Consider the following 12759-nt stretch of genomic DNA (forward strand, 5'->3'; position numbering starts at 1 on the left):
GCACAAAGTGGTACACACGGCTCCAACGGCTTGTCTAATTGGCAATAAATTCCAGCCACTTACGGGACATGTTGGCGTTTCCTGTCGGGTGCGCCATTTTACGCATTTAACGCGCATGCAAAAACGCGCTTTTCATTCCTGTCATTTTTGACGGTTAGCCGCCGGCTCGTTACCAGCCTGAGTGGCGAAGAACGCCATAGTCGTGTTCATCAACGTCGAAAGTCGCAACACTCTCGTCACAGGTCATATCGGCACCGTATTGCCGAGCGACGCCTGCTATGGCGTCGCGTTGCGACTGGTAGTCTTCGGATGCCCGCAATTCTTCGAGGGTTCGGCCGCTCCAGGCAATGACTTTCTTGACCGCCTGCTCGTCAACCTTCCATTGCTTGCAAGGATTGCTGCGATGATAATCAGCCTCTGCCATGGCTGATGCCGCCCACAGGGCACGCGATTCCATATCGATCGCGAATGCCGGCTCCAGGTTACCGGCAATCAAAAAGATCCCCACGGCCATAGTCGCGACGCGCTGCGTGAAGGACAATGTATTGCAAAAATTGCCAGACATGTTCGTCACCCCCTATGGCATAAACTATGCCACGCAAACGATTTCCGATTGCGTGGCATAGTCCTTGATTGGCGGCGGGGATATCCCCCGCCGAAGCTCATGTCGTTGACCGATCGCCGATCAAAACTCCTGCCAGTCGTCCTTTGACGTATCGACAGCAGCGTTGCCAGAGAATGCGGATGCAATCTTGCGGCCAAGCGCGCGTACGGGGGATGCCACGTATTTGTCGTTGCCGCCGGCATTGCGAACCGGAGCGGCCTGGCTCTTCTGCTGATAGGCGGTATCGGCGAGCTTGAACTGCGCGAGAAGCTGGTTGAGCGAAGCTACCTCCTTGGCCAGATTGTGGCTGGCGGCGTTGGTCTCTTCCACCATGGCAGCATTTTTCTGCGTGTCCTGGTCCATCTGGTTGACCGCGGTATTGATCTGCTGGAGGCCGGAGGATTGCTCCTGCGCGGATTCCACGATGGAGACGACGTGCCGGTTGATTTCCTGCACTTCCGATACGATCGTCGCCAGTGCCCTGCCGGTGTCGCCCACCAGCTGAACGCCCTGCTGCACCTGATCGTTCGAGGTGGTGATCAGCGCCTTGATTTCCTTGGCCGCATTGGCGGAGCGTTGCGCAAGCTCGCGCACCTCCTGTGCGACGACGGCAAAGCCCTTGCCCGCCTCACCTGCACGCGCGGCTTCCACGCCCGCATTGAGCGCAAGAAGGTTCGTCTGGAAGGCGATTTCATCGATCACGCCGATGATGTTGCTGATCTCGTTGGCGGATTTGGAGATCTGCTCCATGGCGACCACGGCGCGGCGTACCACCTCGCCGGATTGTTCGGCACCCGCCTTGGCACGGCTGACGATCAGGCCGGCTTCCTGCGCTCGCTTGGTGGAATCCTTCACTGTCGTGGTGATCTCTTCCAGAGCGGCAGCGGTTTCTTCCACGGCTGCGGCCTGCTGTTCGGTACGCTTGGCCAGATCGTCGGCGGCCGATTTGATCTCGTTTGCGCCCGCGCCGATGCCACCGGCATTCTGCGCAACCCGGGTCAATGCCGATTGCAGCTTTTCGGCGGACATGTTGAAGTCGTTGCGAACACCGTCGAGTGTCGCCGTGAACGGCTGGCCGATGCGGTAGGACACATCGCCATCCGAAAGCTTCGAAAGACCGGTAGCAAGATTGTCGACGGCAAATTTGACGTCGGCAGCTTCCTTGGCCTTCTGCTGCTCGCGCTCGATGCGTTCCTTTTCCGAAAGGCTGCGATTGGCTTCGGTTTCCTGCTCGAGACGAATGCGCTCGATCGCATTTTCACGGAACACCTGAACGGCGGCAGCCATCTGGCCAACCTCGTCCTTGCGGCCAGTGCCGTCGATTTCAGCCGTGGTCTCACCGCCAGCAAGCGATGTCATCCGCTCGCGCAGACGGGCGATCGGTGTGGTGATGCCTCGCGATGCAACGAAAATCGCAACGATGATGCCCATCGCGAAAACAATACCAACAACCATCAACGACGTCAGGATGGTCGAATTGGTCTGATCCGTCAGATCGTCGCTTCCCTTGACTACGCCTTTCGAGAGCTTGTCGAGGAGGAGGGCCATTTCATTTCCGGTGGAGCGGATCACGGCGTCAGCCTTTAGAAGCTCGGCAAAAGACTCCTCATTGCGAGTGGCAGTGCCGAGTTCAACAGCCTTGTCGGTGATCGCGACAATACCCTGAGCCTGTTTCAAAAGCCCATCCAAGGCCACCGTTTCCTCGGGGAAAATAGCCTTTACCTGGTTCAGGCGCGAGATCAATGCGGCCTTGTCCGTTTCATATTCCTGCCTGACGGTCTTGAAGCCCGCAGTACTGGCGTCATAAGCCATCACTTGATAGGCACCATAAGCCATAGCCTGAAGGTTACGGTTGGCGCGTGCAAGCTCCACCAGTGCGGCGTTGTCAGTGGCGATGAAATCTGAATAGGCGTTGTCCGCTTCCTTGTAGCGGCTGCCCATGAAGGCAGTAGCACCAAGGCCGACAATGCAGAGCGGGAGAATGAGCGACAGGATCTTGGTGCGGATACTGGCATTTTGAAGAAAGGACACGGGGGAAACCTCAAGGCATGAATACCGCTCCTTCCCCGTGCCGGAGGTGTTCGGCAAGACTGACATTGCACGTCGCGTACCTCGATCATCAAGGCTTCGGTAGCCGTATCATCGGCTCTAACCGCAACTGCATCATGCATGCGCCGAAGAACGCCGGCCTGCCCCTTCAAATACGGACAGGTCACCATTCCGCGGGCGGCACGACAGCCTCGCCAACAGGCGGAAACGCCGGGCCGCATTTCGAAAAAAACACGCAAGAGAACCGATTGTTCCAAAGCCGTGCTTCATTAGTTTTCTTGCGAATAGTTATAGTTAAATACTTTACAATTTCTTCATGCTCGCAAGGACGCGGGAAATATTGGCCGGCAAAAATGTGGACGGCGCCGGCTCTCCCCGCCCAATCCATCGATGACAACGTCGAGGAGTGCGCGTCATCCATTTTGGGCAAAAGGCCACGGCTTTCGCAGCATCGCCCATCGCTGAATGATTTGCGGCAAGGCTGGCCATGATGGCGAATGCCACGGCGATATCGCGATAGGTGGTCGCAAAACCAAACCGGGCAAATCGCTGATGGAACGTCCTTCGGTAAGGTTCCACTCCCTGATAATTCCTCAACTATAGTTGAGGTCAATGGCCACGCACAAAAAATGCGGCAGGAATCGAGCCTGCCGCATCCATTGCGGATATTGGCGCTAAAGCGGTGTCGAATACGTCAGGCAGCCGCGCGGCGCAGCGCCGTCGCAACCGTGTGGATATGGGCAGCGCCGATACCGCAGCAGCCGCCGATCATGGTCGCGCCCGCATCCGCCCAGGAGCACGCGAAACGCGAATAGACATCGTCGGTCAGGTCGGTGCGGGTGCCATGCAGGCCTTCATTGGCGGCGGAATCGCCCTGCTCGCCTTCGAAGGCATTGGCATAAACGCCGATTTCCAGCGATACGCCCTTTTCCGCGAAGACGGCGGATGCCGTTTCCACAGCGGCTTTCATGATTTCCGGCTTGCTGCAATTGAACAGCAAGGCCGCAGCACCAGATTGCGCCGCCCATTCGGCCGCCGCCTTTACCGTTTCACCGGAGCGCAGCGCAGGCTCGCCGCCGCCTGTCGCAGCCGCATCGTCGTTCAACGTGAAGGAAATCCAGAACGGTTTGCCGGTTGCGGCCACGGCTTCCCGCACCGCCTCGCCTTCGGCGATCAGGCTCAGCGTCTCACCCAGCCAGACATCGACGGAGGGCGCGAGATTATCCACCAGCACCTTCAGATAGTCCTGCACCCGCGTTGCATCGAAATTCTGCGGCTCATAGGAGCCGAAGATCGGCGGCAGCGAACCGGCCACCAACACGTCGCGGCCGGAGGCATCCGCTGCCTCGCGTGCCAGCCTGCCGGAAAGAGCGATCAGCGATGCGCCATCCTTCTGGAAACGCTCCTCGCCAATATGGAACGGCACCAGCGCATAGGAATTGGTGGTGACGACATCGGCACCAGCCTCGATGAATTCCTGATGCACCTGCCGCACGATATCAGGTGAATTGATGAGCGCCAGCGCCGACCATTCCGGCTGTTTCAGCTCGGCGCCGAGCCGCTGCAATTCGCGGCTCATGCCGCCGTCGAGAATACGGATAGTGCCCATGTTCATGCTCCTTGAACGGTTTACCGCCGGACCGGCACCTGCTGTTCGATGAGACCGAAACAGCGGGCGATGATGGCGGTGAGAATGAGGTAAAAGACGGTGACGACGATCAGCGGCTCATAGACGAGCAGCGTGTCCTGCCGCACCTTGTAGGCGACGGCGTAAAGGTCCATCACCGTCACGGTGAAGGCAAGCGGCGTCGCTTTGAGCTGCATCACCACCTCGCCGGCAATCGTCGGCAGCGCGATGCGGATCGCGCGCGGCAGCCATATACGGCGAATAAGGGTGAAACGGCCCATGCCGAAAGCCCGGCCCGCCTCAAGCTCGCCCTTTGGCACGGCCAGCAACGCGCCGCGCAGAACCTCAGCCTCATAGGCCGCGTAGTTCAACGTGAAGCTGACGGCGGCGAAAAAGAAGCCCTCGCGCAGCACCGGCCACATGAAACTCTGACGTAAGCCGGGGATCATCGGCAGAAACGAGCCGACACCATAATAAAGCAGCCAGAGCTGGATCAAAAGCGGTGTGCCGCGAAAGAAGGTGCAATAGGCGCGCGCCAGAATTTTCGTCACCCGCCCGCCGCTGACCTGCGCGAAGGCAAGCCCGATGGCGAGAAGAAAACCAATGCTGACGGAGATGACAAGCAGCGCCAGCGTTTGCCAGGCACCGGACAGAAGCAGCGGCCAATATTTGGCGATCCATGAAAAATCCATGCCGCTTCCCCTTCAGGCCAAGGCCGGCTGGCCGCGCCGCACACGGCGTTCCAGCAGCGAAAAGACGAGGTTGGAAACCAGCGTAATGGCAAGGTAAAGCAGGGCTGCGGCAAGAAAGAACAGGAAATATTGCTTGGTGCTGGCGCCCGCCAGCCGTGTCGCAAGCGCCAGTTCCTGATAACCGACGACCGCCACCAGCGCGCTATCCTTCGTTACCGCAAGCCAGAGATTGGCAAGGCCCGGCAGGGCGTTTGGCAACAGTGCCGGCAAGACCACACGGCGGAAACGCAAGGCCGGCGACATGCCGAAGGCGCGCGCCGCCTCGATCTGCCCGTTCGGAATGGCAAGGATCGCACCGCGCAGCACCTCGGTCATATAGGCACCCTGCACGAAACCCAGAACCGCGACGGCGGCAACGAAACCGTTGACTTCCAAAGGCGGCAGGCCTGCCAGTTGCAGCAGCCGGTTCAGCCCATCAGTGCCGGCATAATAAAGCCCGACGATGAGGATCAGTTCGGGAACGGCGCGGATTGCCGTCGTGTAGAGATTGAGCAGAAGGCCAAGCGGCCTGTTGCCGGAGAGCTTGCCGAGTGCACCGGCAAGCCCGATGACGATGCCGATCAGATAGGCACCGGCGGAAATGGCAAGCGTCGACGCCGCACCCTTCAAAAGGGTGCCGCCCCATCCCGGAGGATAGGGTGACAGCAGTTGCAGCGTGGTTTCAAGGCTTGCCATTTACGTGACCGGTCAGGAGAAATTACTTACCGTAGATATCGAAGCTGAAGTATTTCTTGGTGATCTCGTCATACTTCCCGCTGGCGCGAACGGCGGCGAGAGCAGCGTTCAGCTTGTTCTTCAGTTCGGTGTCGTCCTTGCGCAGGCCGCCGGAAACGCCAAGGCCGAGGATTTCCTTGTCATCCGCAACGTTGCCCATGTCGGCGCAGCAATCCTTGCCGGCATCGCTCTTCACGAAGGCATCGAGAACGAGCGAGTCACCGAACACATAGTCGATACGGCCGGCTGCGAGATCCTGAAACGCCTCGTCCAGCGTCTGATAGGTCTTTTCGTCAGCGACAGCAGCGAAATATTTCTTGTAATATTCGGACTGGATGGTCGCGACCTGAATACCGATGGTCTTGCCCTTGACGTCTTCCGGCGCCGCACCCGGCTTGCCATCCTTGGCGCCGATCAGCTTGCTCGGCGTGTTGTAATATTTGTTGGTGAAATCGATGACCTTCTCGCGCTCTTCCGTGTTGGACATGGACGACCAGATGACATCGAACTTCTTCGTCTGCAGCGCCGGGATGAGGCCATCCCAGGAAAGCTCGACGATCGAGCATTTTTCCTTCATTTCCGCGCAGACGGCGTCCATGAGATCGATTTCCCAGCCCTGCCACTTGCCGCTGGCATCCTTGGCGAAGAAGGGCGGGTAGGATTCATTCATGATGCCGAAGCGGACATCGGCGCTGGCGGTGAGGGCGGAAACCGCAAATGCCGTTCCGGCAAGCAGCGTGGCGAAGAATTTCATTTAAAGTCTCTCCTGTTAAAACAAACGGCGAAGCGAAACGGCCATCACGCCAGCGCGCCGGTAAACTCCCTGCAACGGGCGCTTGCGGGATTGCCGAACACCTGCGCCGGTGGCCCCGCCTCCTCCACACGGCCCTGATGCAGAAACATCACCTCGGTGGAAACATCGCGCGCAAAGCGCATCTCGTGGGTAACGAGCAGCATGGTGCGGCCTTCCTCGGCCAGATCGCGGATGACCTTCAGCACCTCGCCCACGAGTTCCGGATCAAGCGCCGAGGTGGGTTCGTCGAACAGCATCACCGCCGGCTCCACGCAGAGCGCGCGCGCAATCGCGGCGCGCTGCTGCTGCCCGCCGGAAAGGAACGCCGGATAGGCATTTTTCTTGTCGTAAAGGCCAACCTTGTTCAGCAGGGCTTCGGCCTTTTCCACCGCCTCCTGCCGCTTGACGCCGAGAACGTGAACTGGCGCCTCGATGACATTTTCCAGAACGGTGCGATGGGCCCAGAGATTGAAATTCTGGAACACCATGCCAAGCCCGGTCCGCAGCTTTTCCACTTGCCGCCAGCTTTTCGGCACGGCCTTGCCGTCCCTGCCGGTCTTCATGGCGATCTCCTCGCCATTGACGATGACCCGGCCGCGATCCGGCGTTTCGAGAAAGTTGATGCAGCGCAGGAAGGTACTCTTGCCGGAACCGGACGAGCCGATGATCGATATGACATCGCCTTTGTGGGCCTTCAGCGAAACGCCCTTCAAAACTTCGTGGGTGCCGAAGCTCTTGTGGATGTCATCCGCTTCGAGCGCACAGGCGCCTGTATCTGCCATTTATTGACCTTGCCGATCCGGTTCATTGCGTGTCGAGCAAAATGCGGAGCGGTTTTGCGACAGGACATGCATAACAACAAAGACTTAAGCCACGCATGTTTAGCGAAACCCGCTGCAAACGCGCGCAATATCAGGCTCTTTTACACATTTGAAACGAAAAATCATTTCAAAATATCATCTGCGAGCAACGATCTGCGCGATTTGCCCCTGATGCGCCTCGCCACGCTGGCCGCGTTACTGCCAGTCAGGGCCAATTGCGGTTCCGCCTGCGCCTCATCCTCGACAAGGCTGGCATTCGCCTGCAAACGCAGGCCCATCACGGCAACGACGAGGAAAAACCAGACGAAACCGGTACTGAGGAAGAACATCGTTTCCAGAAAGCCGTAGAGCAGGACATAAAGCCAGACGCCGACATAGAGCTTCGTCAGCGGGCTTTTGCGCGTGGCCTCATCCATCTTGCCGAGATCGCGAAGCGGCATCAGACAAATCCACGTCAGCACCAGAATAAGACCTGGCACGCCGCCGCCAAGCACAAGGTCGAAATAGCCATTGTGGGAATCCGGCGCCGTCGTTGCCCAGGTATTGTTCTCGGTGAAGCTCGTCATCAGGGTGTCGCTGCGCCAGAAGGCCTGGTAGCCGTATCCGACGATCGGGCTTTGGCGGATATAATCTATGGAGACGGTCCAGATATCGGTTCTGCCGGTGAAACTGGCGTCGATCCCCAGTTTCGTCAGCATCTGTGAAAAGACCGGATCAACGGTCGTGCCGACGATCACCACGGCGAAGGTTCCCAGAAGCACGGTCACAACAGCGTAACGCCATCTTGGCCAGCCAACGATGAACCAGCCCGTGGCGATGATGATAGGCATCAGGCCGAGCGCCGTCTTGCCACCCGACTTGACGAGAAAGATCAACGACAGCAACAGCACCGCCAGGCCGCCGATAAGGGACCAGCGCTTGCACAGATAAATCCCGACGATCATCAGCACCGCCATGATCGAGGCTGCCTCGTTCTTGTGGCGGAAGACCCCGCGCCAGTTGCCTGCAAGGAGCGGCTCCAGCGCATCGCTTGCCTGATGGATCGACCGCGACGGCAGGACAGCAACGCCGAAATAACAGAGGAACAGGATGATCAGCACGCATGTGGCAAGCAGCGTGGTGAAATGCCGCTCGGTGCGCGGCAATTGCAGGAAGCAGCTGGCAAGCACGCAGATGATGGCGCACATGACAAGCCGCCGCAGCGAAAACACCGGTGCGCCGCCCACCATCGAGGTGAAGATATACCAGCCGAAGATCGCGAGCATCAGCAAACGCGGCGTAAAGACGATGGAAGACGACCGCTCCTTTGCCATGAACACCACGAAACTGATGAGCAGGATGATCGCGGTGAGCTGGTTGAGAAGGTTGGATCCGGCCGCCATGGCGGACCCCAGATAGGTCGAGGAAAGTGAGATATAGGGCGAGAAGCCGACCGTGAAATAAAAGAACGTCACATAAAACAGTGCATTCCGCCAGGCGACACTCGCCTGCTCATCATGCGCTGCATCCATCAGGTAATTTTCTCTACCTTTTTCCATACGTTCTCACATCGTACCCGATGCTTCGTCTCGGTAACATGAATATCCTGCCAAAACCCTATTTTTTAGTTATTCATAATACACGGAGGAATAGTAATTCCATCATAGAGGAATGAAACCCGGGAAAATGAAACGGAACCTGATTTTCGAAGTCAACATATGGATAAGGGTAAATCTCGACCATACCAAACTTCATCTGTCAAATTTAAGTTGCTGATTTCCCTATTATTGGCTGGACATGCGCCCTCGTAAAGGTTGCTTATATCTATTTGACGACAGAGATATTTAGATACGTTAAGAATATACTGGGGTGATGATCCGAAATTCTGTTTAACGTATATTAACAACTCTGGATATATCTTTGGCTTGTTGATTTAATAAACGCATAAAAAGCTGGAAACCGACGGTGGACGTTCCGATACACACCAATATGGACGATAGCAACAACGAAGGGGCGGCACAACGCCCGGTTCAGCCAGCTGCGCCCGGCGTTCGACCCATGCGCAGGGACGATGTCCCGGCTGTCGAGGTTGTGCTCAACAGCGCGTTCAAGAAGACCGGGCGTGATAGAAACTTCGACTTCGGCGCTTACGTCGAAACATTGTTTTTCAGCAGTCCTGTCTTTGATCCCGAATACGGCAGCGTTGTCTACGATGCGGGAGAGAGCGGGGTTACCAGCGTTATCCTTGCCGTCCCCATGCGGTTTGTCGCGAACGGAAAACCCATTACCGCAAGATTGTTATGTGCTTTCGCGTCGAAAGGAAAACTCGGCGCGCTCGGCGCCGCGCGCCTGTCCCGCGGCATGCGGGCGACGAAACACGATATGCTGTTTTCGGACACGGCCTCCCCCGTCAGCGCCGATCATTGGCTTGCGATCGGCGGCAGCATGTTGCCGATGGAAAGCCTGCAATGGCACAAGGCGCTCAAGCCTTTCAGCGCGATTGCCCTGCGCATGCCGCGCCGTTCGCAAGTGGTCAAATCCAGGCCCGGACTTATGGCGCTTGGATTTGTCGACCGTATCCTGCGATCGTGGAAAAAGGGCATAAGGCCCAATGAAGTTGCCGGCACCACGGTCAGACCGGTGGATTTCGAAACTTTCCGCCGCAACGCGCTGACAATGATCGAGCGTTTTTCCGTCCGCCCGGAATGGTCCCATGAGGAATTCCACTGGCTGATCGAAATGAGCAAAACCAACGGCACCCTTGGTGAATTGAGCAGCCTGGCGATCGAAAATGCCGAAGGCCGCATCATCGGCGCTGCCCTGTTTTTCGGTAAAGCGGGACGGACCGCCTATGTGCTGAATCTCGTCTGCGATGCCGGCCGCGAAAACGACGTCCTCGGCGCGCTGTTCCGCCATTTCGACGATGAGAACTATGCCCATGTCACCGGCATGTCGCAGCCGTTTCTCATGAACGCGCTTTACCGTCAGAACCACGTGACCTTCCATCATCGCGGTTATTTCTGCATGGCCACCCGGGATGAAGCCCTCAGGGATCGGGCGCTTGCCGGCGATATCTATATTGGCGGGCTAAGCTCGGAAAGCTGGAGCAAGCTCATCACAGATTTCTAAGGCACTTGCGCCGGTGGTGAAGAAAGTGCCGAGCCTTCTATGCCCTGGTGAAGCGCTGGACATTCGCTGAAATCAGGTGACGTAGCGCCTTCGCGTAACGTTTGGAGCGCGTCTTGGCCGCAAGCGCGCTCGACCAGTCCACCATCGATCCGTTGATATCGAAATCTCCGAGCTGGCCCTCGGGAACGTCGCCCTTTTCGATACGCTCGACGATGGAGCCCAGCGCCGCGTAAAACTCGGGTGAGCGATAGGGCGGGTGTAGCGAATACATGCCCTTGCCCGTGCCAAGAAAATCAAGCCGGTGTACGCCGATGCGCATCATGTTGTTGCTCAGCACCTCTTCGGCGGGCATCGAGACCGGTTGCTGATTATAGGCATAGGAGCGGATGCGCCGTTTGACGTCGGGTCTCAGCAGTTCGAGCGAGCCGATGCGCTTGGCGAAACGGTCCATGTCGATCATGAACAGGCGGGTGGAAACGGTAGCGAACCGCCATGTGGGAACGCGCGACGGCAGCTTGCGCGGTTCGGGAATGTTCTTCACCCCCGGCATGCCGACATGGCGGGAGATATCGAGATCGCCGCGCACGGTCGGCGGCCCGGAAAACGGCGTGATGCAGAGCGCGTCCGGATTGGCCTTCTGCAGCGCAATGGCTTCGTTGAACCAGCTCTGGCTGCCGCCGCCAAACATCATGTCGCTGTCCATATGCAGCACATAACGGGCGTTGGCACGTTTCAACCCGTGGAAATAAACATGGAACGGCCCGCCGTCGAAAGCCTTGGCGGGATAGGGAACCGGCGAGCGCGAAAAGAACGTCTCCGCCACCGCACTGCGCGCCGCATCGCTATAGTCGGCAATATCCACATGCAGATGCGGATAGTTGGCCTGCATTTCCTCCAGCATGTCAAACAGGCGTTTGCTGGCGGCCTCAAAACCGTTGCCCTTGTAGCGGCCGGCTCCAACCTGGCCGGTATCCACCGTCAGGAGAATACGATCCACCTGCCCACCCCAGACCCGCAGCTGATGCGGAACGGTCAGGGCCGCATGCGGTGCGTCGAAGGGATGCAGATTGATTTGCAGCGCCTTTTGTACGGGAGGAAGCGGCATTTCAGCAGTCATAATTACGCACCACGGTTCCGGAATTCATTGATGACGGCCATCATGGGTTTTTCGTTGAAGCTCCAGTCGAGCGGCAGCGGCCGGTTCGCGGTGCCATCCCGGCGGGGATAGGCCCAGCGGATCCAGGTATATTGGTCCGAAATGCCCCATGTGGTGATGGAGGAAAGCGGGCCGCCTTCGCACGCCGCTTCGAGAAAATCGCGGACCTGACCGTTTATCAGCATGTCGCGCTCGGCTTCCGGGGCGGGAAGCGTCTGGTCCATCGCATCCAGTTCCGTCACCAGAACGGCAAGACCATAACTGCGCATTTCCTTGGTAAAGGCGGCAAGCTCGTCTTTCGCAATGGGCCAGCCACCGCGCAGATGCCCCTGCAGGCCGATAGCGTTGATCGGAGCGCCTTTCTCGAGCAGCTCGAGAATGAGATTACGGAAGGCCGCGCGCTTGGCCGGCGATTTCTCGACCGCAAATTCCACATCATATTCGTTGAGAACGAGCTGGGCCTTCGGATCGACGGAATGGGCGATGTCAAAGGCCTTCTTGATGGCGTCCGGGCCTGCGCCATAATACCAGGCGTCGCGGCGCGAGCGCACATTGCCGGGCACGTCGGGGATAGGCTCATTGACCACATCCCAGCTGTGTATCACGTCCTTGTAACGTTCCATCACCTTGACGATGTGGGTTTCCATCAACTTCTCGACCTTGGAGCCGCTGCCGATGCTGGCAAGCCAGGGCGCGTTGGAAGCGTACCAGATAAGTGGATGACCATGCATGGTGAGTTTGTTCTGGCGCGCGAAGTTCGCAAGCGCATCGGCAGCGGCAAAATCGAAAACGTCTGCCGAAGGCCGCATGACCTCCCATTTCATTTCAGTAACGGGTGTGATGCGCGAGCAATATTTGACCACCGCTTCGCCGATGCGGCTATCGGCGGTAAGGTCCGGCAGATAGATGGCCGCACCGTAAGGGGCAATCTTTGTCGAGGTTTTCCTGGTCGCGGCAACGCCCTGCCCGGCCATGGCATGCAACAGGCCCGCGCTTGCAGCACCACCCAGAAAATTCCGCCGCCCGATCCGCATTCGCCCGCCTCCACAACCCCGGCGCATCGGCCTGAAAATCGGAAGCGATTTTCGACGGGGACGATGCGCATATCACAACTGTCAGAACGTCGCTGATGCGT

The 12759-nt window shown here is 58.2% G+C and carries 11 protein-coding genes; 1 reads left to right on the forward strand and 10 read right to left on the reverse strand.

Annotated elements, in window-relative coordinates:
- Window positions 1-169: 169 nt before the first annotated feature.
- The 8 genes from CRO62_RS15095 to uppW all read right to left on the reverse strand — a co-directional run bounded on the left by CRO62_RS15095 (window position 170) and on the right by uppW (window position 8898).
- The gene (locus CRO62_RS15095) at window positions 170-565 is read right to left on the reverse strand and encodes a hypothetical protein (protein ID WP_323455505.1); all 396 of its coding nucleotides are present in this window, start codon (window positions 563-565) and stop codon (window positions 170-172) included.
- A gap of 120 nt (window positions 566-685) precedes the next feature.
- Window positions 686-2635 (reverse strand): methyl-accepting chemotaxis protein, encoded by a 1950-nt coding sequence (locus CRO62_RS15100; RefSeq protein WP_097100771.1) that lies wholly within the window; start codon window positions 2633-2635, stop codon window positions 686-688.
- Between the two features lie 712 nt (window positions 2636-3347).
- Entirely contained in the window at window positions 3348-4262 is a 915-nt protein-coding gene (locus tag CRO62_RS15110) for a homocysteine S-methyltransferase family protein (protein ID WP_080797879.1), read from the reverse strand.
- Window positions 4263-4282: 20 nt separating this feature from the next.
- Window positions 4283-4972, reverse strand: coding sequence for an ABC transporter permease (locus tag CRO62_RS15115; protein ID WP_013636681.1), 690 nt, complete (start codon window positions 4970-4972; stop codon window positions 4283-4285).
- Between the two features lie 12 nt (window positions 4973-4984).
- A complete protein-coding gene (locus tag CRO62_RS15120) occupies window positions 4985-5707 on the reverse strand; it encodes an ABC transporter permease (RefSeq protein WP_013636682.1) in 723 nt (240 codons plus the stop codon).
- A 22-nt stretch (window positions 5708-5729) separates the two neighbouring features.
- Window positions 5730-6500, reverse strand: coding sequence for a transporter substrate-binding domain-containing protein (locus tag CRO62_RS15125; protein WP_097100772.1), 771 nt, complete (start codon window positions 6498-6500; stop codon window positions 5730-5732).
- A gap of 44 nt (window positions 6501-6544) precedes the next feature.
- Window positions 6545-7321 (reverse strand): ABC transporter ATP-binding protein, encoded by a 777-nt coding sequence (locus CRO62_RS15130; protein ID WP_097100773.1) that lies wholly within the window; start codon window positions 7319-7321, stop codon window positions 6545-6547.
- Window positions 7322-7482: 161 nt separating this feature from the next.
- On the reverse strand, window positions 7483-8898 hold the full coding sequence (gene uppW / locus CRO62_RS15135) for a Wzy-type polysaccharide biosynthesis protein UppW (protein ID WP_097100774.1): 1416 nt from the start codon (window positions 8896-8898) through the stop codon (window positions 7483-7485).
- Window positions 8899-9397: 499 nt separating this feature from the next.
- Here uppW and CRO62_RS15140 point away from each other — a divergent pair, with 499 nt between their 5' ends.
- A complete protein-coding gene (locus CRO62_RS15140; RefSeq protein ID WP_179784646.1) occupies window positions 9398-10468 on the forward strand; it encodes a GNAT family N-acetyltransferase in 1071 nt (356 codons plus the stop codon).
- 37 nt (window positions 10469-10505) lie between these two features.
- On the opposite strand, the gene uppG is transcribed toward CRO62_RS15140, so the two are convergent.
- Both uppG and uppI read right to left on the reverse strand, forming a co-directional pair.
- Window positions 10506-11585, reverse strand: coding sequence for a polysaccharide biosynthesis glycosyltransferase UppG (gene uppG / locus CRO62_RS15145; protein WP_097100775.1), 1080 nt, complete (start codon window positions 11583-11585; stop codon window positions 10506-10508).
- 2 nt (window positions 11586-11587) lie between these two features.
- Complete coding sequence (gene uppI, locus CRO62_RS15150) at window positions 11588-12658, reverse strand: polysaccharide biosynthesis UDP-hexose transferase UppI (RefSeq protein WP_097100776.1); 1071 nt, start codon at window positions 12656-12658, stop codon at window positions 11588-11590.
- Between the last annotated feature and the right edge of the window lie 101 nt (window positions 12659-12759).

The sequence above is a fragment of the Rhizobium sp. AN6A genome, from assembly GCF_900215635.1.
Lineage (GTDB): Bacteria > Pseudomonadota > Alphaproteobacteria > Rhizobiales > Rhizobiaceae > Agrobacterium > Agrobacterium tumefaciens.